Below are 25218 nucleotides of genomic sequence, written 5' to 3'. Positions count from 1 at the left end.
TTATGACCGAAACTGCAATCGGCTCGCGTAACGAAGTGACCGTTGTCCTGCTGGGGCATGACCAGGCAGATCACCGCGCCCGCGCGCTCCACTACTATCGCCAGGCCGGTGTGCCTTGCCTTGGCCTGGAGCCGGTGCAGGGCAGCGAGTCGGGCGCCCAACTGGGCGAGCGCCTGCTGTCGGCCGTGGCGCAGATCGGCACGCCGTTCGTGTGCCTGGCCCTGGATGCCGACTTCGTCCTGGCGGCAGCGCTGGACAACGCCGCCCGCTGCCTGAAGGCCCAGCCGCAGGCCTTAGCCGCGCAGGGGCATGCCCTGGCCTATACGGTCGGCAACGGTGAGCTGAGCTATCACCAGGTTGGCACGCCGTTCGCCGCGCAGGCCGGGCAGGGTGCGCTGGAGCGCCTGCGCCATTACGCCAGCGCCGAACAGCAGGCCTGGCGCGCGGTGCTGCGTGTCTCGACCCTGCAGGCGGCGCTGGCCGGGTTGCCGCAAGGCCTGGACCCTGCGGGATGGCGTGTGGCCTTGGCCTGCGCCATCCTGCTGCAGGGCGAGGTCGCCCACCTCGACCAGACCGACGTGGTCTGCGAGGCGGTGTCCGACACCCTGACCCAGGCCGACCGCGAAGAGCGCCTGGTGCAGGTGGTGCGGATTCTGCGCCAGTGGGATGGCGAGCAGCAGGGGGCCTTTGCCAGTGACGACGGCTTCACCGCGCTCAATCGCTTCGTGCGCGAAACCTGGAGCCAAGGGGCGCTGCCGTTGCTGTTCACCTCGCCGTGGAAAAGCATCAGCGACGATCCGCAGCGCGTGTTCGAGCCACGCCAGTGCGTGCAAATGCCTTACTACAATGGCCCGCTGTTCGAACGCCTGACCGAGCTGGAATTCTTTTGCCATGCCTGGCCGACCGGCGAGCGCCATCAGCATGCAATGGAGGGCACTTGGGTTCGCCAGCGCGACCTGTTGATGGTGCACCCCAACGACACTGAAGAGACGCTGCAGATGCGTTACTGGCAGGCAATGAGCCTGGGGCTGTTCAATTTCGAGGTGTGCCAGCGCCTTGTGTCGACGCTGACCGCCGCCGATAACGCCAATCAGGCCCGGGAACTGCGCGACTGGATAGCCCGCCTGATCGAGGTGCCCGGTATCGAAACACGCGACCAGTTGGGCAAGACTCCATCGGGTCGCGTGCTCGCCGCGATCGATGCGGCCACGCCGGACCAAGCCGCGCGCCAACGAGTGCTGGGCCATCTGGCCAGCCACCCGGCGCCGCAGATCGCCTTCGTCGTGCTTGACCTGGAAAACGACAACATGGCCCTGCAGGCGACGTTCGACAGCCTGCTGGCCAGTGGCGTGCGCAATTTCAAGCTGGTCGTGCTCAAGGCGGGCAAGCCGCCGGCGATCACCACGCCGCGCGATACTCTGCATTTTATCCAGGTCACCGCAAGCAACTGGGCAACGCACCTGAACCAGGTCGTGCGGCAATTGCCGAGCGAGTGGCTGATGTTGCTCGAGGCGGGCGACGTGCTGCTGGCCGGCGGCTTGCTGCGCCTGTCGGTCGAACTGGGCCAGGCGCCGGCCTGCCAGGCCATCGCCGCCGACGAAGTCCAGCGTGACGACGAAGGGCGCCTGTTCGCTGTGCGTCGACCGGGCAGTGATCTGGACCTGCTGCGTAGTCAGCCGGGGTTGATGGCCCGCCACTGGCTGGTGCGACGCCAGGCTGTGCTCGAGCTGGAGGGATATGATGGCGCTACCCTGCAGGCCATGGAGTATGACCTGTTGCTGCGCCTGGTCGAGCATCGCGGTGTCGCCAGCCTGGCGCACATGGACGACTACCTGGTGGTCAGCCAGCAACCGTGCGCGGCATTCACCGATGAGGCGCGCAAGACTCTCAATCGCCACCTCACCCAGCTGGGCTATCGCGCCCAGATAAGTGATCAGGGGGCGGGAGGACTGGCGATCAATTTCCGCCATAGCGCCACACCGTTGGTGAGTATCGTGCTTGCGGGTGAGTTCGATCCGGCATGGATTACCGATCTTTTCCAGCGGACCCGCTATCCGCGCTATGAGGTTTTGCTGGCTCTTCCCGAGCAGTCTGCGGCTGCCCAGGCCGAGGCGTTCCAGGTGTTTGGCAGCCGCCTGCGGGTCGTGATCGGCGAGGCGGGTGCTACCCGGCAGCAACTGCTTGGGTTGGCAGCCAACGAGGCTCGCGGTGATTACCTGGTGTTATTGTCGACGAACTGCCAGGTGATCACGCCAGCGTGGATCGAGTCGCTGCTGAACGAGGCGCAGAGGCCTGAAATTGGGGTTGTCGGTGCCGGTCTGTGGGCGCTTGACGGAACACTTTCCCATGCAGGTTTCGAATTGCTGGCCGGCCCCAGGGTGCATGCACCCTGGCAGCGTCTGTCGCTCGAGGATGCCACCAAGGCACGCTGGCCACTTTCCGTGCGCAGCTGTGCCGCGGTATCCGATGGCTGTCTGATGGTGAGCCGTGAAACTGTCAAGCATGTGGGGGGGCTGCCGCTTGTTGGAGATGTCGGTATCGGCTTGAGCTTGGCTGTAGCCCAGGCAGGATTGATGGTGGTCTGGACGCCCCGCGCGCAGTTGCTCGTCACTGATCTGCCAGCGCTGGACGGTGAAGCTGCCTACGTGCTGGATGCTCAGTGGCCTGGTGTCTTCCATGGTCGCAAGGCGCTGGATCACCTGTCCGACGATGCCGGCCCGTCGTCCATCACCTGGATCCAACAGTTGGCTTGATTGGCACGCCGATTGAGCGTCACGTCCTTCATCGGGCGGGCGCTCAGGCACTCTTGGCATCTTGCCCGTCGGCCATGCCGCTCCTGCGATAGCATGATTCTCGTGGGCGCGGAATTTCGCCGTCACTGCCTCGGGCTGCGTCGTCCTCCGACGCACAACAGCTACCCAGGACCCTTCATGGCCGTTTGACCAGCGCTTTTGCGGGAGCTGGCGCGGGATTTGCAAAAGCCGGGTTACAAGCCCGGCTTTTTCATGCCCGGTGGCGATTTATTGACAGGCGGGGCAATACCTGCGCTGTGCTTATGGGATCCGCGATGCAAAAGAAAGTGGCGGTGGTGCAATCGAACTATATCCCTTGGAAGGGCTACTTCGATTTGATTCGCAGTGTCGACGCGTTTGTTCTTTATGACGATGTCCAGTACACCCGGCGCGACTGGCGTAATCGCAACAAGATCAAAACGGCTCAGGGAGAGCACTGGTTGAGCGTACCGGTAAAAAACCGGGGGCGATACGAGCAGTTGATCAATGAGGTGCAGGTCAGTGAGCCGGATTGGGCGGCCAGGCACTGGAAGACAATCGAGATGAACTACCGACGAGCGGCCTGTTTCAATCAGATGGAGCTTCCGGTTCGCACCCTCTACGAGCAAGCCGCCGAGCTTGCCGACCTGTCGGCCATCAATCAGCTATTCATCACCGGGCTGTGCGCGTTGCTCAACATCCACACACCGCTGTATCGCTCCGAGCACCTCGGGCGTAGCGAAGCGGGTAAGAACGAGAGGCTGATACACCTGTGCCAGGCCTTGGGCGCCACTGAGTATCTATCGGGTCCGGCAGCCAGCAGCTACCTGGATGAAGCGGCGTTCGCCGCCGCCGGTCTTGACGTCTCGTACATGAGTTATGCGGGTTATCCAGAATATCCACAGTTGTTCGGCGCGTTCGAACATGCGGTCAGTGTCGTCGATCTGTTGTTCAACACCGGTAGCGAAGCATCAAACTTTCTGGAGCGGCATCCATGACTACAGACCTCTTGCAAGGTGTGGCGGATTACTACTCGTCGCGTGTGCTTGCGCACGGTGCAACCCCCGAGGGCGTTGACTGGAATGGCAGCACCTCCCAGCAGCAGCGTTTTGCCCAGTTGCTGAAACTGGTACCCGTCGACGAGCAGCGAGAGGGGTTCAGCCTGATTGATGTCGGCTGTGGTTATGGCGCGCTGCTGACCTGGCTTCGCGAGCGCGGCCTGGCGGTGGACTACCATGGCTACGATGTGTCCGAGCAGATGATCGCCGCGGCCAGGCAGCAGCATCCGGATGACGATGTGGTGCGTTTCGAAGTAGCTCAGCGCGCATCGCGACAGGCGGACTATGCAGTGGCCAGTGGCATTTTCAATGTGTGCCAGGGTACCGCCCGCGACGTTTGGGAGGCCTACATCGCCGATGTGCTGCATGCCATGGATGCCTGTAGTCGCAAGGGCTTTGCCTTCAACTGCCTCACCTCGTACTCGGACCCTCCCTTCATGCGCGATTACCTGTATTACGGTGATCCCTGTTTCTATTTTGATCTGTGCAAAAGAACCTACTCCAGAGAGGTGGCACTCTTGCATGACTACGGTCTGTACGAGTTCACCTTGCTCGTGCGCAAGGCTTCTTGACGAACTGTCCTATCACTCTCTTGCCTGGAGAACACCATGCTCAAAAAAGGTTCCACTTCCGTCACACAGTCCAGCGATAGCCAGCTCGAGGCACGTGAGCAGCTCTGGCAGGCTTTCAGCAATTCACCGCTGGATGATGCCGAGAAAGAACGTAATCTTGGCTTGTTTATCCGTTCTGCATCGTTGGCGCGGATGCTGGCGATTTCCGATCTCTATCGCGAGATCGTCCGGTTACCTGGTTCTGTGCTGGACTTTGGTACGTGGCGTGGGCAGAACGCCGTACTTTGTGAAAACCTTCGGGCAATTTTCGAGCCGTTCAACAAACAACGCCGGATCGCCGCCTTCGATACCTTCGCCGGTTACAAATCCCATGCTGGCGACGGGCAAGTCACCAATGCGCATTTCCAGGACGGTTGCTACGACACTGGCAATGGCTATGCGGATTACCTGCGACACCTGCTGGCCCTGCATGAAGGCATCAATGCCTTGCCTCAGGTGCCGGGCGGGCATCAGGTGGTGGAGGGGGACATCAAGGACACCTTGCCAGCGTTCATCGAGCAGCAACGCAACCTGCTGGTGGCCCTCGCGTTCTTCGACATGAACCTGGAGGGGCCGACCCGGTTCGCCCTGGAACAGATTCTGCCGCGCTGCGTGCCTGGGTCATTGCTGGTGTTCTTCCAGCTGCAGCGCGATTTCCTGCCGGGCGAGGGCTATGCCTATGTCGCCCAGGTGCTGGGGAAGGTGCGTCACGAGATCAAGCGCTCGGAAACCTATCCATCCCTGTGCATCGTCAAGCTGCTGTAAGGAGCGCACCATGTTTCTGATTGTTGGTAATGGCATGGTCGCCCTGGCTATCGCCGCAGGTCTGTCGCGTAGCGTTCCAGGAGAGCGCATCCAGGTGGTCGGGCCGGCCGCGCGTCCCTACAGCGCATCCATGGCTGCGGCGGCCATGCTCAATTCCTTCGCCGAGCTTGAGCCTGGCGCACTCGATCATCCACGTGACCGTCTGAAGTTCGAGTTGAGCCAGGCTTCAGCCCGTCTTTGGGAGAACTTTGTCGAAGAGTTCGAGATACCTGCCGAACACTATCGTCTAGGCACGGTAGTGGTGAACAACAATGCATCCAACCGTTTCGAGGATGACGCATTCGATGCGATCGCCGGTTACCTTGACGAATTCTCCGAGCCTTATGAGCGTGTTGACCCGCATCTGGAACCGGCCTATGTGCCTGGGGCCAACTATCGCACGCGCCAGGCGCTGTTCTTGCCGCGCGAGGGTGTGCTCAATCCGGATGGTGTGATCCATGCCCTGCAGGCGACACTGGAGAAACGCGGTGTGCGTTTTGTCGATGGTGTCGTGAAGTCACTGGACAAGATCAACGGCCGCACCCGTGGCGTGACCCTGGAAGATGGGCGAGTGCTGGGGGCCGAACGCGTCGTGCTGGCCAATGGCAGCATGGCCACGCGGCTGTGGGGCGAGGAAGGCTGCATACGGGTGATCAACGGCGTCGGTGCCACGGTGGTACTGAAAAACCCTGGTATCAAGGGTCGCTATGTGCTGCGCACCCCCAATCGTGGTGGCGCTTGTGGTATCTACCATGCGCCTTACCAGGACGATCAGTTCGTCGTCGGGGCGACCAACCTTGTGACAACCGCTGACGAACACTACCCGCGGGCCGAGTCGGTGGCGGCGCTGATAAATGGTGCCATCAACCAGGTCAACCACCTGCACCGTACCAGTGGGTTCATTCGCTACAACTTCGGCTATCGCCCGCTGAGCTTGGATGGCTATCCGGTTATCGGCCAGCTCAACGACAACACCTTCATCGCCTCCGGAACCCGCAGGGATGGCTACCATTTTGCGCCATGGCTGGCTGACAACCTGGCCGCATTGCTGTTGGACAAGCCGATCTCTGCACCTGCCAAGGCGTATTTCGAGTTCACCCGCCCCCAACGTAGCGCGTGGCTCGATCAGTCGGTTGAGGCGTGCTGTCGCAAGTATGCGGCGGTGAAATGCTCGGCGTTGTCGCAGCATGGTTTCGATGCCGGGCATACCGACGCTGACCAGGCCCTGGAGCAGTACTACTACCAGCGTGCGCGTGCCTTCTTCGACAAGCATGAGCTCAAGCAGACCATTCAGGTGGATTTCTTGGATGCGTTGTTGGGTGGTTATCTTTCCTTGTCGGACTTTGCCTGAAGCCTGAGCGCCGGAGACACGAACGTGAGCAAGCAGATCATTCCTTTCAATAAGCCCTTCGTCGTTGGCAAAGAGTTGTTCTACATTGCGCAGGCGGTGATGAACGGCGGTATTGCTGGCGATGGGCAATTCACGCGCTTGTGCCAGGAATGGCTGGAGGTCAATCTGGGGTGCCCCAAGGCGCTGTTGACGCACTCGTGCACGTCAGCCCTCGAGATGGCTGCGATCCTGGCCGAAATCGGGCCGGGGGACGAAGTCATCATGCCTTCGTTCACCTTCGTGTCAACGGCCAACGCCTTCGTTCTGCGCGGCGCGGTGCCGGTTTTCGTGGATGTGCGAAAGGATACGCTGAACCTGGACGAGCGCCTGGTGGAGTCGGCTATCACCGAGAAGACCAAGGCAATTGTCGCGGTGCATTACGCGGGGCAACCCTGTGATATGGACGCCTTGTTGCGGTTGTGCGACAAGCATGGCCTGATCCTCATCGAGGATGCTGCCCAGGCGATTCTCGCCCGTGAGAAAACCCGCGCGCTGGGGACCATAGGCCACCTGGGCTGCCTGAGTTTTCACGAAACGAAGAACGTGATCAGCGGTGAGGGTGGCGCACTGCTGATCAATGACCCCAAGTTGATCGAGCGAGCTGAAATAGTCTGGCAGAAAGGCACCAACCGCAAAGCCTTTTCCCGTGGTGAGGTGAGTAAGTACACCTGGGTCGATGTGGGCTCGTCCTTCCTTCCCAGCGAGTTGACGGCTGCTTTCCTCTATGCGCAGCTGGAGCAGGGGGAAAGCATCAATACGCATCGTCGGGCGTTGTACGAATCGTATTTTCACCAGTTGGCGCCCCTGGAGGTGGATGGTTATTTCACCTTGCCCCGTACCCAGGGCGGCAAGCCGGCCAACGCGCATATCTTCTATCTGCTGATGCGCAGTAACCAAGAGCGCGGTGAACTGATCGAGTTTCTCCGCGAGCGGGGCATCTACGCCGTGTTCCACTATGTACCCCTGCATGACTCGCCCGCTGGATTGCGCTATGCGCGCAGTGTCGGAGAGCTGTCCGTCACGCAGGAGGTTTCCGCATGCCTGCTTCGTCTGCCGCTCTACTCCGATATGAGCATCCGCCAGGTCGCGCAGGTCTGTGCCGCTATCTTCCAATTCTTCGCAGGTGCGCGGCAGGCGTGACTGCCTCCGCTCGGCGAGTGTTCAGCTGATTTCTGGAGTTTTCACCCCATGTCGATTTCCGTACAGGCCGGCGCTGGCCTGGAGCAGGCCATGAAGTGTCTGCGGTTGATGTATGCCCGGCCGGAGCACCCGTACTACATCATGGCGCCGGATTACCGGGAGACCTCGTCGGGGATCGCCTCGCTTCATTACCTGTGCCACTTGCTCAACCTGAATGGACGGGAAGCCTACATTCTGGGTGGCACGGTGGTGAACCCGGAGTTGAAGACGCCACTGCTTGACGACGCGGCCAGCCAGCGTCACGCCCTTGCGGGTCGGGTGCCAATCGCAGTCTATCCGGAAGTTACAACAGGCAATCCGTTCGGCAGTTCTGTCGTGGCCCGTTTCCTGTTGAACTTTGAGGGCTTCATCAATGGTCGGAGCATGGAGGCCGCTCCCAGCGATCTGTTGTTCTACTCGGGAAAACTGATTGCCGAAGATCACGGCCGCCCGAATGGTGACTTGCTGTGCTTGCCTACCATCGATATCGACCTGTTCTGTGCCGGGCGGTCGCACGCTCGGCGTGAAGGTCGCTACCTGTACCAGAATCGCTTTCCCCTCGACGCTATCGACTACTCGCAACTGCCTGAGGATATTCGCCTGCTGAGCATGGCCAATGCCCTGACGCTGCCGGAATTGGCGCAGTTGCTTCAGCGCGCGCAGGTGATGTACACCCATGAATGGTCGATGACTTGCGTGATTGCGGTGCTCTGTGGGTGTCCGGTCATCTTTATTCCCGGGCATGGCATTGACCAGGCCTTCCTCGATGCCAGCTTCGTCGGTAGCGCAGGTTTCGCAATGATGGATCGCGAGGATGCGCTGGCCCATGCACAGGCCGGCGTGGATGGCGCATTGCAACGCTACGTCGAACGAACGGCGCCGTTCTGGGGCCAGTTGGAGGTATTCATCGAGAAGACCCAGGCGGCGGCTCGCCGCGAGGCGGTGGGCAACCAGCTGGGAATGCGAGATTGGCTGCGACAGCGTTATCCTCGGCCGCAGCAGATGAAGGTGATCGAAGGCCGGCTGGCCGATGCTGCAGATGTGCGTATTGTCGTACTGGTGGTCGATCACGGTGATCCCGTGGCGCTGGAGATCACCCTGGACAGCCTGGATCGCAGTCTGTGTCCTGGTGTGCAGGTTTGCGTGTTGGGGGGGGAGAGCCCTCGGCGGGACGGCGTCAGGTGGGCGCATTGTGATCCCGACCGGTCAGTTGCGGCAATCGACACCAGCCTGGCAAGTGGGTGCGGCGATTGGTTCATGCTGGTGGACGCTGGCAGCGAGTTCACCGCCAGTGGTTTGTTGCAGATTGCACTGGAGTTGACCCGAGCCCCCATGGAGTGCGTGGCTGTCTATGCGGATGAGGCCGTGCGTCAGGAGCAGGGGGTGGTCGATAGTGCGTTGCGCCCCGACCTGAACCTGGACATGTTGCTGGCCTTCCCTGGTTATCTGTCGCGGCATTGGTTGTACCGATGCGATGCCTGGCGCGAGCTCGGTGGCTTCAATCAGGCGGTCGGCCGAGCTTTCGAGCTTGATTACCAGCTGCGCTTGATCAGTGCGCGGGGGCTCGGGTGTGTGGGGCATGTCAGTGAGCCGTTACTGATTGGCAATGCCCTGCGGCTGCAGGCATGCACCGATGAATGCGCAGTGATCGACGCGCATTTGCAAGACCGTGGATTTGTCGCCGCGCAGACGCTGCCTTTGGCAACGGCGCCGGGGCGCTACCGTATCGACTATGCGCACCAGCGACCGGCGTCGATCAGTATCGTCCTTTTTCTCGAGGGGCAACTGTTGCACTTCCAGCGCTGCCTCGAAAGCTTGTTGGCGCAGACCGCCTATGGCGACTATGAGGTGTTGCTGGTCGAGCCGGGCAGTGATGATCCCTTGTTGCTCGATTGGCTTGCGATGGTCGGGCAGATGGGGGAGGGACGATTCAGGATACTGCGCTTCGAGCCTGGTTACGTCCGTGCGCAAATGTGCAATGCGGCCGTGGAGGAGGCCAGGGGTGAATACCTGCTATGGCTGGATGTCGGCACCGTCGTCGTCGATGGCGATTGGCTGCAAGTGTTGCTCAACCATGCACAGCGCCCAGAGGTGGGGGGCGTTGGTTGCAAGCTGCTGACCCTGGACGGCACTGTGCGCCAAGCGGCCCTGGTGTTGGGGCTTGGGGGTGAAGTCGGGCGCGCCTTCGCGGGTCGGTCGGCGCAGGACTCCGGTTACATGGGGCGGCTCGGATTGGAGCAGAATTGTTCGGCGGTCGGCGGTGAGTGCCTGATGGTACGTCGCTCGCTGTTCATCGAGCTTGGAGGCTTCGACACCGATCCGCTGTTTTCCCGCTGGGTGGCGGTGGACCTGTGCCTCAGGCTGCTACAAGCCGGTTACCTGAATGTCTGGACGCCGCATACCCGGCTTTTGCTGGATGCTTCGCAGGACGCGCCGGCCAGTGACGATCAGGAAGATGCACTGTATGCGCGCTGGTTGCCTCAATTGGCCAGTGACCCGGCATATAACGTCAATTTCTCGCTGAGTGCTGGCGAGGAATTTGCTGTTCAAGGGTGCGATATGAGCTGGCGGCCATTGCAGGGGGTGGTACCTGGCGTGCTTGCCTGCGCAGCCGATCAGGAGGGGGCGGTGCACTCGCGCCTGCTCGGTCCGATGGAGACTTTGCGCGACGCAGGGCATATTGATGGTGCGGTGATCGCCGGAGTGCCGTCGCTGGTGGAGATCGAGCGCTTCAAGCCTTCAAGCATCGTGTTGCAGCGCCCATTGGCTGATGCCGGTTTGTTGACGTTGCGTCGCTTGCGTGCTTTTTCACAGGCATTCAAGGTCTACGACCTGGACTGTTACCCACAGGTCTACGAAGGTGGATCGGGGGCTGGCGAAGATCTGCTGCGGCGTATGCATTTCGGCATGATGCAGGCCGACAGGGTACTGGTTGCTACCGCCGCGCTGGCTGAGCTGGTGCAGGGGCGGCATGATGATATCCGGGTGCTTGAAAATGTGTTGCCTGCTTCGTGGGGGCGCCTGCAAGGGAAGCGTCGTGCAGGGCAAAGGCCGCGCGTGGGCTGGATGGGCTGTCATGATGCGTACTTGCTTGCCGAGGTTGTCCCCATGTTGGCCGCTGAAGTCGACTGGGTGGTTCTGGGTGATTGCCCGGCAGCCCTGCGACCGTACCTGAAAGAGCATCATCCTGTCACGGATGTGCAGTACCTGGGGGGCAATCTGGCAGCCCTGGATCTGGACATTGCCCTGGTGCCCATGGCTGAAACCTTGGTCAATGCATGTTCCGGCGATATACGCGTGCTCCAGCACGCGGCATGCGGCCAGGCGGTCATCTGCAGTCGGGTTGCCGGCTTTGCCGGGGGGGATGTCTTGCCGTTGTCGCGGGTGGGCAACCAGGCTGTCGACTGGGTCCATGCGATCCGCCTGCACCTGGAGGACCTTGATGCTTCTGCGGCGCTGGGTGATGCTCAGCAAGCCATTGTGCGCAGCGACTGGTTGCTCGAAGGGCAGCGGCTGGAGGGCTGGCGCCGCGCCTGGCTGGCGGACTGATCGGCAGCGCGAGGGTTTCAGGCAGTCAACGACAAAGGCGCTCCGTGGAGCGCCTTTGTCTTTTTGCGGGGGCTGCCTCAGGTGAAGCTGATGTTGTGCCGCTGGTTTCCGTAGACCACGCGTGCCGCGGTGATCAATTGGTAGGGGATTTCGACGTAAGGGACGTCCGAGTTGCTCAGGGCCATGTCCATCAGTTGGACAAGCATGGAGTTCTTGCGAACCAGGATCACATCCGACCAGTCGGTGTTGGTCATGGCGACCGGGATGAAGTCCGAACGCTTGAGGAAGCTGCCCAGGGCTTCGAGCACGCCCAGGTTCTGCTTGATTCCGTTAGGGCTGTGGCAGCAATCGTTGAGCATGATGAAACCGTCTTCGGCCACCAGGTCCTGGTAGTACATCAGGTCGCGCAGGATGTATTCGTACTGGTGATTGGCGTCGATATACACCAAGTCGAACTTGTCGATGTCAGTTTCCTGTCGGACCTTGTCGATGGCGCCGATGGTTTCGGAGCGGATAATTGTCACCTCGGGCAGTTGCGCGAATCGCGCCTGGCACTCCTCGTAGAGCCTGTCCCAGGTCAGCTGATCATGCAGCGAGCCGCCATAGTAGTAATCATAGGTGTCGACAGGCACGACCCAGGGTGGCAGATCGTCGAAGGGGCTGTAGGCGTCATTGGCGGCCTTGCTCCAGCTATCGATCAGCACCATCTTTTCCGGCGCTAGGGCTGAGTGGATCTTCAGTGCATTTTCACCACGAAGTACTCCCAGTTCAGCGACAACCGGACGTTTGTCCATGACTTGAAAGATCGCACCGAGCAGCTGGTATAGGTTTTCTCGATAGGTGTGGCAGACCTTCATTGGGGTGTCCTTCATTATTGATGACGGCCCTGCCACGGGGCAGGGCGTTGTATCGTTGCTCAGAGCAAGTCTCCTGAGCACTCCTGAGCAGGCAAGATATGTGCCTGGAATGTGCGGAGCTTTGCCCTGTGCTCAGGGTGGAGGGCGCCTGGGTGATCGGACGAGAAGATTTGTCGACCCGATGCTGTGCGATGCATGATGGCGTGACTTGGCAGTCGAAACGTGCATCTCTAATCTATTGAATCAGCGGGCGGCCACGTCGACGCGACATGCAGGGCCTGTGGCCTTGTCGTAACGCCCGTGAATTTTCGCCATATCCATCGGGAAGCCACAATGATTGGCATCAAAAGCATCGCCAGTTACGTACCTGTAGAGGGTGTCGACAACTACGCCCAGGGTGCGAAGTTCGGCAAGGACCAGGATTTCATCTTCGGCAAGATCGGTTCGACCTTCTTGCCGCGCAAGGAGGGGGCGCAGGAAACCTCCGACCTGAGTGTCGCAGCCGCCCGGGCATTGTTCGCTATCAATCCGGCGTTTGATCCTGCGTCCATCGATGTGGTGATCGTCGTCACCCAGAATGGTGACGCCGAAGGCCTGCCGCACACTGCGGCGATCGTCCAGCACAAGCTGGGGCTGTCGACCGCTGTCGCCGCTTTCGATATCTCGCTGGGCTGCTCCGGCTATGTTTATGGTCTATATGCGATGAAGGGGTTCATGGAGGCCGCTGGTCTCAAGAATGGACTGTTGATCACCGCCGACCCCTATTCGAAGATCGTCGACCCTGAGGATCGCAACACCACCATGTTGTTCGGCGATGCCGCCACCGCGACCTGGATGGGCGAGGGCGCTGCCTGGCAGTTGGGCAAGTCGCTGTTCGGCAGCGATGGTGCCGGTGCCGAACACCTGCGCACCACCGGTGGCAAGTTCTTCATGAACGGCCGTCAGGTCTACAACTTCGCCCTGGTCAAGGTGCCTGCGCACCTGCAGCAGTTGCTCGATGTCAGCCAACTGCGGGCCGAGGAGGTGGACCTGTTCTGCCTGCACCAGGGCAGCGCGGCGATCGTCGACGCCGTCTCCCAGCGATTCGATGACGGTGCGCACCGGGCGAAATTCGTCAAGGACATGCTCGAAACCGGCAATACCGTGTCGTCGAGCATCCCGCTGTTGTTGGAGAAACACGTGCTCGGCTCGCAGCACAAGCGTGTGGCGCTCAGTGGCTTCGGCGTCGGCCTGTCGTGGGGTTCGGCGATCATCGAGCGCACCGACTGACCTGTGCCGCTATAAGAGAAAGCGCCCGCCGGAAACCGGCCGGCGCTTTTTTTGTGCCTGTGATCCAGAGGTTGGCCGCTCTACCGCAAGGCCTTTCGGGTGGTGGATTTCTGGCGTCAAAGCCTTGATTTCATTGAGGTGGCAGGGTGCCAGTAAAAAAATTCGCAAAAGGCGCTAAAGCAAACTGCCCCGACGACGATAACCATTACGAAGGTTCTCTAGGCCACATAACCGGCGAATTGCCAAGGCCGGAAGCCGTAGTACCCAATCCAACGAGGAATTCGTCATGGCTTTGACTGTAAACACCAACACCACCTCTCTGGGCGTTCAGAAGAACCTGAACCGTGCTTCCGACGCACTGAGCACTTCGATGACCCGTCTGTCCTCCGGCCTGAAAATCAACAGCGCCAAAGACGACGCCGCCGGCCTGCAGATCGCTACCCGCATGACCTCGCAGATCCGCGGTCAGACCATGGCTATCAAGAACGCCAACGACGGTATCTCCATCGCCCAGACCGCTGAAGGCGCGATGCAAGAGCAGACCAACATCCTGCAGCGTATGCGCGAACTGGCCCTGCAATCGCGAAACGACTCCAACAGCCAGACCGACCGTGACGCTCTGGACAAAGAGTTCCAGTCGATGCTGAAAGAGATCGACCGTATCGCTGACAGCACCCAGCTGAACGGCAAGAACCTGCTGGACGGTTCCGCTGGCGCCATGACCTTCCAGGTTGGTTCCAACACCGGTACCGCCAACCAGATCACCATCACCCTCAGCGCTGCCATGAAGACCACCGGTGCAGGCGCTGCCCTGACCGCCCTGGCTGGCAAGAGCATCACCGGTGCCAACAGCACCGCCGCCGAAGCCACCTTCAGCGCCGCCATGGACGCTATCGGTAGCGCTCTGGACGCGATCAACGCCACCCGTGCCGACCTGGGTGCCAACCAGAACCGTCTGACCAGCACCATCAACAACCTGCAGAACATCAACGAGAACGCCGAAGCCGCTCGTGGCCGTGTACAGGACACCGACTTCGCTGCTGAAACTGCCCAGCTGACCAAGCAGCAGACCCTGCAGCAAGCTTCGACCTCGGTTCTGGCTCAAGCCAACCAGCTGCCATCGGCAGTCCTGAAGCTGCTGGGCTAATCTGCCTTGTAGCTTGCGGCGGGGGAGTGCCCTTCGGGCGCTTCCCCGCCTTTTCATTGTGAGGTGGTAGACATGGACATGAGCCTCAAGCTGAACCTGTCCTACCCGGCCGCACGTACGGCCGAGCAGGTTGCCGAGAAACCGGTTACCCGGTCGACCGAGGTTTCCCCGGATGGCGAGCAGAAAAAAGACCCGGTCAAGGTGAATGCCACCGACAAGGTCAAGGACGCCGTCTCGGAGATCGAGAAATTCCTGAAAGAGACCCGACGCAATCTGGAGTTCGTCACTGACGAAGAATCTGGCAAGATCGTGGTCAAAGTCATCGCCAGCGAGACCGGTGAGTTGATCCGGCAACTTCCTTCGGAAGAAGCCCTGCGTATCGCCCACAGCCTCAGCGATGTCAAAAGTGTTCTGTTCGACGCCAAGGTCTGACCGGCGGCGAACACCCAATGATGTGAATCATGTCAGCCTTGCAGGAGTGGGGCTGACGCGTTGATGAGAGGGACAACAGCATGGCAAGCCCCATTATTCCAAGCACGGGCCAGGGCTACGGGCTCGAGATTGGCAAGATTGTCGATGTGTTGGTGAAGGCCGACACCTCGGCCAAGTCCAATCAGATTGCCCGGCAGTCGAGCAACAACTCGGCGATGCTCTCGGGTATCGGCTCCCTGCGTAGCGCGTTGACGGCATTCCAGGATGCCATGAAGAAGCTCAACGACAAGGATGCTCCCTCCTTCAACGCCTTCGCGGGTACCTCCGCGAATGAAAATGTGGTCAAGATCAAGTCGGGCAATACCGCGGTGCCTGGCACCTACGATATCAAGGTCGACAAGCTTGCCACCTCTTCCAAGGTCGCCAGCCAGCAGTTCGCCGGCGGTGCCTCTTCGGCGATCAGTGCCGGTGAGATGACCATCAGCCAGGGCGGCAAGGACTACAAGATCACCGTTGCCAGCGGTGCCACGCTGCAGAGCGTGCGTGACCAGATCAACAAGGAAATGAGCGCCAAGGGCATCACCGCCAACATCATCAATGAGGCGGGTGGTTCGCGCCTGGTGTTCGGCTCCACCACCACCGGCGCTGGCAGCGATATTTCCGTGAGCGGTATCCCTGAACTGGCCATCGATGGTACTCAGCCGATCGCCGGTTCTGGTGCCGGTTACATCTCTGCCAAAGCGCAGGACGCCGAGTTCACGATCGACGGTCTGAAGCTGACCAGCCCCAAGAATACGGTCGACAACGCGATCAGCGGCCTGACCCTGGAACTCACCGGCGCCACCCCCGCTGGGGCGACTACCGGGACCAAGGTGACCGTGGCGCTGGACAACGATGGGCTGCGCAAGTCGGTGCAGTCGTTCGTCGATGCCTACAACACGCTGCAAAAGGCGGTCTCGGCGTTGACCACGCCGACCAAGGACTCCGGTGGCAAAGTGACCAGCCTCGGTCCGTTGACTGGCGACCCGACCACCCGTTCGTTGCTGGGTGATGTGCGCAAGGTGCTGGCCGAAGTCGGTAACGGCGACAGGCTGACCACGCTGAGCCAGCTGGGTATCAACACCCAGAAGGACGGTACGCTGGAGTTCAACAGCACCAAGTTCTCCACGGCATTGAACGACAAGAAGCTCGGCCCGGATATTCAACAGCTGTTCACCGGCACCAACGGCTTGTTCGAGCGCATGAACAAGGCTATCGACCCGTACAACTCGACGGGTGGGTCGCTGGATTCGCGCAAGAGCAACCTCGACAAGGCGGCCAAGAGCCTGCTCGACCAGCAGGCGGCCCTGGATCGTCGCACTGCGACCCTGACCGAGTCGCTGACCAAGAAGTACGCGGCCCTGGATGCGGCGCTGGCGAAGGTGAAGAAGCAGGGCGAGCAGATCGTTTCCATCTTCGAGGCGATCAACGCCCAGGCGAAGAAGTAATCGATCGCTGGTGACAGAAGCCCGGCGGCACCGAACAGGTGCCCCGGGCTTCATCGTTTGACGGCTAAAGTTTTTTGACGTGACGGCGATACAGGGGTATATGCACCTTTTTCGCTGCAACGAGGTAGATCCATGAACCCGATGTTGGCCCTTCGGCAGTACCAGAAAGTCAATGGCGCGGCGCAGACGTCCGAGGCCAGCCCGCACCGCCTGGTGCAGATGCTCATGCAGGGCGGCCTTGACCGCCTGGCCCAGGCCAAGGGCGCGATCGCGCGCAATGACATTGCCCAGCGCGGCATTCTGATCGGCAAGGCCATCGATATCATCGGCGGCCTGCGTGAAGGGCTGGACCTGGAAAACCATGCCGACAGCCTGGCGGACCTGGACAACCTGTACACCTACATGAGCCGCCGTCTGGTCGAGGCGAACGTAAAGAGCGATCCGGCGATCATCGATGAAGTGGCGCGCCTGCTGATCACCGTCAAGGAAGGCTGGGATGCGATCGGCGATCAACAGCCGACGCCCTGAATCGGGAGAGATGTCATGAGCGAGGTAGTCGAGCGTATCGAACAGACCCGCGAGGCCTTGCTGGCCGCGCTGGCCAGTCGTGACTGGGATGCCATCGGCGAGCTCGATCTGGAGTGCCGTGTCTGCGTCGAGGATATCGTGGCGGAGGCGGCGATCAACGAAGATGAGGTGCGCGGCAGCCTGGAGCAGTTGCTGGGGGTTTATCGGCAACTGATCGAGATTGCAAGTGGCGAGCGTCAATCAATAGTCGACGAGATGACGCAGATCCGTCAGGCGGAAAATGCCGCAAAGGTATACCATCTGTTCTCTTGACCACAGATGATGTAAAAACCAGCGCGCCATAAATTTGACTGTGTGCGGTTTTTTGACTTTACTAGTGGCTGTTTTCGAATTTCAGACGTCCGAACACTGACCATTCAGTCGGAATGATCTCGAGCATGCCCTCAGGGCGCCGATATGACTAGGGAAGTTGCTATTGCATGTGGCGTGAAACCAAAATCCTCCTGATCGATGACGACAGCGCCCGCCGCCGCGATCTGGCAGTGGTGCTGAACTTCCTCGGCGAAGAAAACCTGTCCTGTTCCAGTCAGGACTGGCAGCAAGCCGTCGAGTCGTTGAGCTCGAGCCGTGAAGTGTTGTGCGTACTGATCGGTACCGTGAATGCTCCAGCCAGTGTGCTGGGGCTCCTTAAGACAGTGGCTGGGTGGGATGAGTTCCTTCCGGTTCTGCTTTTGGGTGAAATTTCTTCTGCCGAGTTCCCCGAAGACCTGCGTCGTCGGGTGCTCTCCAACCTCGAAATGCCCCCAAGCTACAGCCAGTTGCTTGACTCGCTACACCGTGCCCAGGTCTATCGCGAGATGTACGACCAGGCCCGTGAGCGGGGGCGTCAACGCGAGCCCAACCTGTTCCGCAGCCTGGTGGGCACCAGCCGTGCCATCCAGCATGTACGGCAGATGATGCAGCAAGTGGCCGATACCGACGCCAGCGTGCTGATACTGGGTGAGTCCGGTACTGGCAAGGAGGTGGTGGCGCGCAACCTGCACTACCACTCCAAGCGTCGCGAGGCGCCGTTCGTGCCGGTCAACTGCGGGGCGATCCCGGCGGAGTTGCTCGAGAGCGAGCTGTTCGGCCACGAGAAGGGCGCGTTCACCGGGGCGATCACCAGCCGCGCCGGGCGTTTCGAGCTGGCCAACGGCGGCACGCTGTTCCTCGACGAGATCGGCGACATGCCGCTACCGATGCAGGTCAAGCTGCTGCGCGTGCTGCAAGAGCGTACCTTCGAGCGGGTGGGCAGCAACAAAACCCAGAGCATCGATGTGCGCATCATCGCCGCGACCCACAAGAACCTCGAGAGCATGATCGAGGATGGGACCTTCCGCGAAGACCTCTACTACCGGTTGAATGTCTTCCCCATCGAGATGGCGCCCCTGCGCGAGCGTGTCGAGGATATCCCGCTGCTGATGAACGAGCTGATCTCGCGCATGGAGCACGAGAAGCGTGGTTCGATCCGCTTCAATTCGGCGGCGATCATGTCGCTGTGCCGGCATGGTTGGCCGGGCAACGTGCGTGAGCTGGCCAACCTGGTCGAGCGCATGGCGATCATGCACCCTTACGGGGTGATCGGCGTGTCGGAGCTTCCGAAGAAATTCCGCTACGTCGATGACGAGGACGAGCAATTGGTAGACAGCCTGCGCAGCGATCTCGAGGAGCGCGTGGCGATCAACGGTAACACGCCGAACTTCGCCAGCCATGCCATGCTGCCGCCGGAGGGGCTCGACCTGAAGGACTATCTCGGTGGCCTTGAGCAGGGGCTGATCCAGCAGGCGCTGGATGACGCCAATGGCATCGTTGCCCGGGCCGCGGAGCGGTTGCGTATCCGCCGCACCACACTGGTGGAGAAGATGCGCAAGTACGGCATGAGCCGTCAAGGTGGCGAGGAACAGGCGGAGGATTGACGCCTGCGGTATCCGTCGAGGGCTATGGACAGCCCCGCGGATGTAATGTCCCTACCTTTCGAAGGGGTGCAAAGCCCCATGATCAGCGGTCTCGCGGCCGTCTCTGCGAATGCTCCCCGGTTGTCTCTCGCCACCTCCGGCACGCGTATTGCTATATCGCTGGCAATACACCGTTTTTGACGGTCAGCCACGCGAGAGAGCACGATGCCCCAGGCCGCCCACATGTCCCGAGTCCCCGATCCGCAGGGGCGCACCCCGGTCGAGCAGGAAAGCCGACAGGGTCTTGAGCAGGCGTTCGCCCTGTTCAATCAGGTTTCTTCCCAGCTCAGCGAGTCGTACAGCATGCTCGAGGCGCGCGTCAGTGAGCTCAAGGGTGAGCTGGCGGTGGTCAGTGCCCAGCGCATGGCGGAGCTGGGCGAGAAGGAGCGGGTGGCCAATCGTTTGCAGAACCTGCTGGACCTGCTGCCGGGCGGGGTGATCGTGATCGATGCGCAGGGCTATGTGCGCGAGGCCAACCCTGCTGCGTGCGACTTGCTGGGCGAGCCGTTGGTTGGTGAACTCTGGCGCCAGGTGATCGCGCGCAGCTTCGCGCCGCGCAAGGATGACGGCCATGAGGTATCGCTGCGTGACGGTCGCCGCCTGTCGATCGCCACGCGCTCGCTGGATGCCGAGCCCGGGCAGTTGGTGCTGCTGACCGACCTCACCGAGACCCGTCGCCTGCAAGACCAACTCTCGCGCCATGAGCGCCTGTCGTCGCTCGGCCGCATGGTGGCCTCGCTGGCGCACCAGATCCGTACTCCATTGTCGGCGGCGATGCTCTATGCCGGTCATCTGGCCGACAGCGAAAAAACCTTGTCGGACGATACCCGGCAGCGCTTTGCGGGGAGCCTGAAGGAGCGCCTGCACGAACTGGAGCACCAGGTGCGCGACATGCTGGTGTTTGCCCGTGGCGAGCTGCCGCTGAGCGATCGGCTGACCCCCAAGGCGTTGTTCCAGGCGCTGCAGCAGGCTGCGCAGGTCCATGTCCAGGGGCAGTCGGTGCGCTGGCAATGCGATGTGCACCTTGGCGAGTTGTTGTGCAATCGCGACACCCTGGTGGGCGCCTTGCTCAACCTGATCGATAACGCCGTGCAGGCCAGCGAAGGGGCGGTGCGGCTCAAGGTTCACCTCTACCGGCGCGACCAGTACCTGCACTTGTGCGTCAGTGATGCCGGCAGCGGCATCGATGCCGAGCTCCTGTCGCGGCTGGGCGAGCCATTCCTCACCACCAAGTCGACGGGTACCGGGTTGGGCCTGGCGGTGGTCCAGGCTGTGGTGCGTGCCCACCAAGGCACCTTGCGGCTGCGTTCGAGGCCGGGGCGCGGTACCTGCGCCCAGGTGATCCTGCCATTGATCGCTGCTGCCTCGAAGGGGGCGCAATGATGGATATCAAGGTGCTCCTGGTCGAGGACGACCGTACCTTGCGCCAGGCGCTGGCGGACACCCTGGAGATCGGCGGCTTCGCCCATCTTGCCGTGGGTTCGGCCGAGGAGGCGTTGCAGGCGGTCGCGCGCGAACCGTTCAGCCTGGTGGTCAGTGATGTGAACATGCCGGGCATGGATGGTCATCAGTTGCTGGCGCAACTGGGGCGCCACCATCCACAGCTTCCGGTGCTGCTGATGACGGCCCATGCCGCGGTGGAGCGGGCGGTCGAGGCCATGCGCCAGGGGGCGGTCGACTACCTGGTCAAGCCGTTCGAGCCCAAGGCGCTGATCAGTCTGGTGGAGCGACACGCGGCGGGTCATCTCGAGGTGGGCGAGGAAGAGGGGCCCGTCGCCTGCGAGCCGGCCAGCCTGCAATTGCTCGACTTGGCGGCGCGGGTCGCGCGCAGCGACTCCACCGTGTTGATCTCGGGTGAGTCGGGGACCGGCAAGGAGGTGCTGGCGCGCTTCATTCATCAGCAGTCGCCACGGGCGACGGCGCCGTTCGTGGCGATCAACTGCGCGGCGATCCCCGACAACATGCTCGAAGCCACGCTGTTCGGTCATGAGAAGGGGGCCTTCACGGGCGCCATTGCCGCGCAGGCCGGCAAGTTCGAGCAGGCCGATGGCGGCACCTTGTTGCTCGACGAGATTTCCGAAATGCCGTTGGCGCTGCAAGCCAAGCTGTTGCGGGTGTTGCAGGAGCGCGAAGTGGAACGGGTCGGTGGACGCAAGCCGATCGCCCTGGATATCCGGGTACTGGCCACCACCAACCGCGATCTGCTTGGCGAGGTGGCGGCTGGGCGTTTCCGTGAAGACCTCTACTATCGCCTGTCGGTGTTCCCGCTGGCCTGGCGCGCCCTGCGCGAGCGTCCGGGCGACATCCTGCCGCTGGCCGAGCGCCTGCTGGCACGCCATGTCGGCAAGATGAGGCATGCGCCGGTACGACTGTCGGCCGATGCCCGGGCTTGCCTGCAGGCGCACGCCTGGCCGGGCAATGTGCGCGAGTTGGACAACGCCTTGCAGCGGGCACTGATCCTGCAGCAGGGTGGGGTGATCGAGGCGGCGGATTTCTGTCTGGCCGGCGTCATTCCATTGTCGGCTCCAGCCAGGGCCACGCCAGTGGTCGAGGATAGCGCGGTTGAGTCCATGGGCCTGGGCGACGACATGCGTCGCCACGAATACCAGATGATCATCGACACCTTGCGCGCCGAGCGCGGCCGTCGCAAGGAAGCTGCCGAGCGTTTGGGCATCAGTCCGCGCACCTTGCGCTACAAGCTGGCGCAAATGCGCGACGCGGGGCTCGATGTGGAGGCCAGCCTGTTCGGCTGATCAACTGTTTTGAATGTATGACGGGCGGGCTGGCACTCCTCTTGCTAGTCCCAGCCTATTCGCTGCATGAGTGTCAAAAAAATGCGGCTGCCGGAGAGAGAAGTCCATGACCCAAGGTGTTGAATTCAATCGTCTGATGATGGACATGCGCGCCATGAAGGCCGAAGCCATGTCCACGCCCAAGACCGCTGCCGCGCCCGAACTGGCGCCGGGGCAGAGCAGTTTCGCCGACATGCTCGGCCAGGCGATTGGCAAGGTCCACGAAACCCAGCAGGCCTCCAGCCAGCTGGCCAACGCCTTCGAGATCGGCAAGAGCGGTGTCGACCTGACTGACGTCATGATCGCTTCGCAGAAAGCCTCCGTGTCGTTCCAGGCATTGACCCAGGTGCGCAACAAGCTGGTACAGGCGTACCAGGACATCATGCAGATGCCGGTATAAGGGCGAGAGTGAGTCATGGCCGAAGCAGTCGTCGATAACGCCCCCGCCAAAAGTGGCCCGCCAGCAGCCAAGCCGCCGCTGTTCGGCATGGCGTTCCTGGAAAACATCTCGCAGATGCCCATGCTGCGGCAGGTTGGCCTGCTGGTCGGCCTGGCCGCCAGCGTGGCCATCGGTTTTGCCGTGGTGCTCTGGTCGCAGCAGCCGGACTACCGGCCGCTGTACGGCAGCCTTGCGGGCATGGACACCAAGCAAGTGATGGACACGCTTGCCTCCGCCGACATCCCCTATCACGTGGAACCGAACTCCGGTGCCCTGCTGGTCAAGGCCGACGACCTCTCCCGTGCGCGCCTGAAGCTGGCCGCCGCCGGTGTGGCGCCGAGCGACGGCAACGTCGGTTTCGAGCTGCTGGATAAAGAGCAGGGGCTGGGCACCAGCCAGTTCATGGAAGCCACCCGTTACCGCCGCAGCCTTGAAGGCGAGCTGGCCCGCACCGTTTCCAGCCTGAACAATGTCAAGGCCGCGCGCGTGCACCTGGCGATCCCGAAAAGCTCGGTGTTCGTCCGTGACGAGCGCAAGCCAAGTGCCTCGGTGCTGGTCGAGCTGTACCCTGGTCGCGCCCTGGAAGCCGGCCAGGTCATGGCCATCGTCAACCTCGTGGCCACCAGCGTTCCGGAGCTGGACAAGTCGCAGGTGACCGTGGTCGACCAGAAGGGCAACCTGCTCTCCGACCAGTTGCAAGACACCGCCCTGACCATGGCCGGCAAGCAGTTCGACTACAGCCGTCGCATGGAAGGCCTGCTCACCCAGCGCGTGCATAACATCCTGCAGCCGGTGCTGGGCAATGACCGCTACAAGGCCGAAGTGTCGGCCGACGTCGACTTCAGCGCCGTCGAGTCTACCTCCGAGCAATTCAACCCTGACCAGCCGGCGCTGCGCAGCGAGCAGTCGGTCAACGAGCAGCGCTCCAGCAGCCAGGGCCCGCAAGGTGTGCCCGGTGCCCTGAGCAACCAGCCGCCGGCCGGCGCCTCCGCGCCTGAGAACGCCCGTGCGCCCGCGACCCCTGCAGGTGCCATCCAGCCTGGCCAGCCACTGGTGGATTCCAACGGCCAGCAGATCATGGACCCGGCCACCGGCCAGCCGATGCTCGCGCCTTACCCGAGCGACAAGCGCCAGCAGAGCACCAAGAACTTCGAGCTGGACCGCTCCATCAGCCACACCCGCCAGCAGCAGGGTCGCCTGACCCGCCTGTCGGTGGCCGTGGTGGTGGACGACCAGGTCAAGCTCGACGCCGCCAGCGGCGAAGCCACCCGCACCCCGTGGGGTGCCGAAGACCTGGCGCGCTTCACCCGCCTGGTGCAGGACGCCGTGGGCTTCGATGCCAGCCGTGGCGACAGCGTGACCGTGATCAACGTGCCGTTCGCCGCCGACCGTGGCGACGAGCTGGTCGACATTCCGTTCTACTCGCAGCCATGGTTCTGGGACATCGTCAAGCAAGTGCTGGGCGTGCTGTTCATCCTGGTGCTGGTGTTCGGCGTGCTGCGTCCGGTGCTCACCAATATCACAGGTGGCGGCAAGCAAGCCGCCACGGACAGCGACATGGAGCTGGGCGGCATGATCGGTCTGGATGGCGAACTGGCCAACGACCGCGTCAGCCTGGGTGGCCCGACAAGCATTCTGTTGCCGAGCCCGAGCGAGGGTTACGAGGCACAGCTCAACGCAATCAAGGGCCTGGTGGCCGAAGACCCGGGTCGCGTGGCCCAGGTCGTGAAAGAGTGGATCAACGCCGATGAGTGACAATCGAGCCATTACCGCCAAGCTGAGCCGCGTCGACAAGGCGGCCATTCTCCTGCTCTCGCTCGGCGAGACCGATGCCGCGCAGGTGTTGCGCCACATGGGGCCCAAGGAGGTGCAGCGGGTCGGTGTGGCCATGGCGCAGATGGGCAACGTCCATCGCGAGCAGGTCGAGCAGGTCATGAGCGAGTTCGTCGAGATCGTCGGCGACCAGACCAGCCTGGGCGTCGGCTCCGACGGCTACATTCGCAAGATGCTCAACCAGGCGCTCGGCGAGGACAAGGCCAACGGCCTGATCGACCGCATCCTGCTGGGTGGCAACACCAGCGGCCTGGACAGCCTCAAGTGGATGGAGCCGCGTGCCGTGGCCGACGTCATCCGCTACGAGCACCCGCAGATCCAGGCCATCGTGGTCGCCTACCTCGACCCCGACCAGGCCGGTGAAGTGCTGAGCAATTTCGACCACAAGGTGCGCCTGGACATCGTCCTGCGCGTCTCGTCGCTCAATACCGTGCAGCCGGCGGCGCTCAAGGAACTCAACCAGATCCTCGAGAAGCAGTTCTCCGGCAACTCCAACGCCGCGCGCACAACCCTGGGTGGCATCAAGCGCGCCGCCGACATCATGAACTTCCTCGACAGCTCGGTGGAAGGTGCGCTGATGGACGCGATCCGCGAGATCGACAGCGACCTGTCGGAGCAGATCGAAGACCTGATGTTCGTCTTCAACAACCTGGCCGACGTCGATGACCGCGGTATCCAGGCGCTGCTGCGCGAAGTATCCTCCGACGTGCTGGTGGTGTCGCTCAAGGGCGCCGACGAGAAGGTCAAGGACAAGATCTTCAAGAACATGTCCAAGCGTGCCTCGGAACTGCTGCGCGACGACCTGGAGGCGAAAGGGCCGGTGCGGGTCAGCGACGTGGAAACGGCGCAGAAGGAAATCCTCACCATCGCCCGACGCATGGCCGAGGCCGGCGAGATCGTGCTTGGCGGCAAGGGCGCCGAGGAAATGATCTGACCTGCGGGGCGAAGCGGTCCTTGTAGGAGCGGCCTTGTGCCGCGATAGGGCTGCGCATCGTCCCCGCGATCTTGATGTCACCGCAGAATTGCCGGGGCTGCTTTGCAGCCCTTTCGCGGCACAAGGCCGCTCCTACAGGGGCGC

At 61.9% G+C, this 25218-nt stretch carries 20 protein-coding genes; 19 read left to right on the top strand and 1 reads right to left on the bottom strand.

What is annotated here, in order from left to right; genetic code table 11:
* Window positions 1-2 precede the first annotated feature (2 nt).
* From JYG34_RS18225 to JYG34_RS18195, 7 genes are all read left to right on the top strand, one after another.
* Window positions 3-2753 (top strand): glycosyl transferase, encoded by a 2751-nt coding sequence (locus tag JYG34_RS18225; protein WP_213657737.1) that lies wholly within the window; start codon window positions 3-5, stop codon window positions 2751-2753.
* 314 nt (window positions 2754-3067) lie between these two features.
* The gene (locus tag JYG34_RS18220) at window positions 3068-3769 is read left to right on the top strand and encodes a WbqC family protein (RefSeq protein ID WP_213657736.1); all 702 of its coding nucleotides are present in this window, start codon (window positions 3068-3070) and stop codon (window positions 3767-3769) included.
* The gene (locus JYG34_RS18215; RefSeq protein WP_213657735.1) at window positions 3766-4401 is read left to right on the top strand and encodes a class I SAM-dependent methyltransferase; all 636 of its coding nucleotides are present in this window, start codon (window positions 3766-3768) and stop codon (window positions 4399-4401) included. Before JYG34_RS18220 ends, JYG34_RS18215 begins: the two co-directional genes overlap by 4 nt.
* Window positions 4402-4437: 36 nt before the next feature.
* Window positions 4438-5205: a dTDP-6-deoxy-L-hexose 3-O-methyltransferase gene (locus tag JYG34_RS18210; protein WP_213657734.1), complete on the top strand. Its 768-nt coding sequence runs from the start codon at window positions 4438-4440 to the stop codon at window positions 5203-5205.
* A gap of 10 nt (window positions 5206-5215) precedes the next feature.
* Entirely contained in the window at window positions 5216-6595 is a 1380-nt protein-coding gene (locus JYG34_RS18205) for an NAD(P)/FAD-dependent oxidoreductase (protein WP_213657733.1), read from the top strand.
* Window positions 6596-6619: 24 nt separating this feature from the next.
* On the top strand, window positions 6620-7774 hold the full coding sequence (gene rffA / locus JYG34_RS18200; RefSeq protein ID WP_213657732.1) for a dTDP-4-amino-4,6-dideoxygalactose transaminase: 1155 nt from the start codon (window positions 6620-6622) through the stop codon (window positions 7772-7774).
* Window positions 7775-7822: 48 nt separating this feature from the next.
* Window positions 7823-11362 (top strand): glycosyltransferase, encoded by a 3540-nt coding sequence (locus JYG34_RS18195; RefSeq protein WP_213657731.1) that lies wholly within the window; start codon window positions 7823-7825, stop codon window positions 11360-11362.
* A gap of 77 nt (window positions 11363-11439) precedes the next feature.
* Here JYG34_RS18195 and JYG34_RS18190 read toward each other — a convergent pair whose 3' ends face one another.
* Window positions 11440-12219 carry a class I SAM-dependent methyltransferase gene (locus tag JYG34_RS18190; protein WP_213657730.1) on the bottom strand — a complete coding sequence of 260 codons (780 nt, stop codon included), beginning with the start codon at window positions 12217-12219 and terminating at the stop codon, window positions 11440-11442.
* Window positions 12220-12552: 333 nt separating this feature from the next.
* On the opposite strand from JYG34_RS18190, the gene JYG34_RS18185 reads away from it, so the two are divergent.
* From JYG34_RS18185 to fliG, 12 genes are all read left to right on the top strand, one after another.
* Window positions 12553-13488 (top strand): ketoacyl-ACP synthase III, encoded by a 936-nt coding sequence (locus JYG34_RS18185; RefSeq protein WP_213657729.1) that lies wholly within the window; start codon window positions 12553-12555, stop codon window positions 13486-13488.
* Between the two features lie 286 nt (window positions 13489-13774).
* Window positions 13775-14635 carry a flagellin domain-containing protein gene (locus JYG34_RS18180; protein WP_213657728.1) on the top strand — a complete coding sequence of 287 codons (861 nt, stop codon included), beginning with the start codon at window positions 13775-13777 and terminating at the stop codon, window positions 14633-14635.
* Window positions 14636-14707: 72 nt separating this feature from the next.
* Window positions 14708-15067, top strand: coding sequence for a flagellar protein FlaG (locus JYG34_RS18175; RefSeq protein ID WP_011534917.1), 360 nt, complete (start codon window positions 14708-14710; stop codon window positions 15065-15067).
* Between the two features lie 80 nt (window positions 15068-15147).
* The gene (fliD, locus tag JYG34_RS18170) at window positions 15148-16554 is read left to right on the top strand and encodes a flagellar filament capping protein FliD (RefSeq protein WP_213657727.1); all 1407 of its coding nucleotides are present in this window, start codon (window positions 15148-15150) and stop codon (window positions 16552-16554) included.
* Window positions 16555-16686: 132 nt separating this feature from the next.
* Entirely contained in the window at window positions 16687-17082 is a 396-nt protein-coding gene (fliS, locus tag JYG34_RS18165; protein ID WP_213657726.1) for a flagellar export chaperone FliS, read from the top strand.
* 15 nt (window positions 17083-17097) lie between these two features.
* Window positions 17098-17394: a flagellar protein FliT gene (locus tag JYG34_RS18160; RefSeq protein WP_213657725.1), complete on the top strand. Its 297-nt coding sequence runs from the start codon at window positions 17098-17100 to the stop codon at window positions 17392-17394.
* A gap of 167 nt (window positions 17395-17561) precedes the next feature.
* Entirely contained in the window at window positions 17562-19037 is a 1476-nt protein-coding gene (fleQ, locus tag JYG34_RS18155; RefSeq protein ID WP_213657724.1) for a transcriptional regulator FleQ, read from the top strand.
* 204 nt (window positions 19038-19241) lie between these two features.
* Entirely contained in the window at window positions 19242-20459 is a 1218-nt protein-coding gene (locus JYG34_RS18150) for a sensor histidine kinase (RefSeq protein WP_434011135.1), read from the top strand.
* On the top strand, window positions 20459-21829 hold the full coding sequence (locus JYG34_RS18145) for a sigma-54-dependent transcriptional regulator (protein ID WP_213661216.1): 1371 nt from the start codon (window positions 20459-20461) through the stop codon (window positions 21827-21829). Before JYG34_RS18150 ends, JYG34_RS18145 begins: the two co-directional genes overlap by 1 nt.
* Window positions 21830-21935: 106 nt before the next feature.
* The gene (gene fliE, locus JYG34_RS18140) at window positions 21936-22268 is read left to right on the top strand and encodes a flagellar hook-basal body complex protein FliE (RefSeq protein WP_213657722.1); all 333 of its coding nucleotides are present in this window, start codon (window positions 21936-21938) and stop codon (window positions 22266-22268) included.
* A 15-nt stretch (window positions 22269-22283) separates the two neighbouring features.
* The gene (gene fliF / locus JYG34_RS18135; protein ID WP_213657721.1) at window positions 22284-24062 is read left to right on the top strand and encodes a flagellar basal-body MS-ring/collar protein FliF; all 1779 of its coding nucleotides are present in this window, start codon (window positions 22284-22286) and stop codon (window positions 24060-24062) included.
* Window positions 24055-25074: a flagellar motor switch protein FliG gene (fliG, locus tag JYG34_RS18130; protein WP_213657720.1), complete on the top strand. Its 1020-nt coding sequence runs from the start codon at window positions 24055-24057 to the stop codon at window positions 25072-25074. Before fliF ends, fliG begins: the two co-directional genes overlap by 8 nt.
* The last annotated feature ends 144 nt before the right edge of the window (window positions 25075-25218 follow it).

The organism is Pseudomonas entomophila (assembly GCF_018417595.1).
Taxonomy (GTDB): Bacteria; Pseudomonadota; Gammaproteobacteria; order Pseudomonadales; family Pseudomonadaceae; genus Aquipseudomonas; species Aquipseudomonas entomophila_C.
This window is presented reverse-complemented; position numbering and strand designations above follow the sequence as displayed.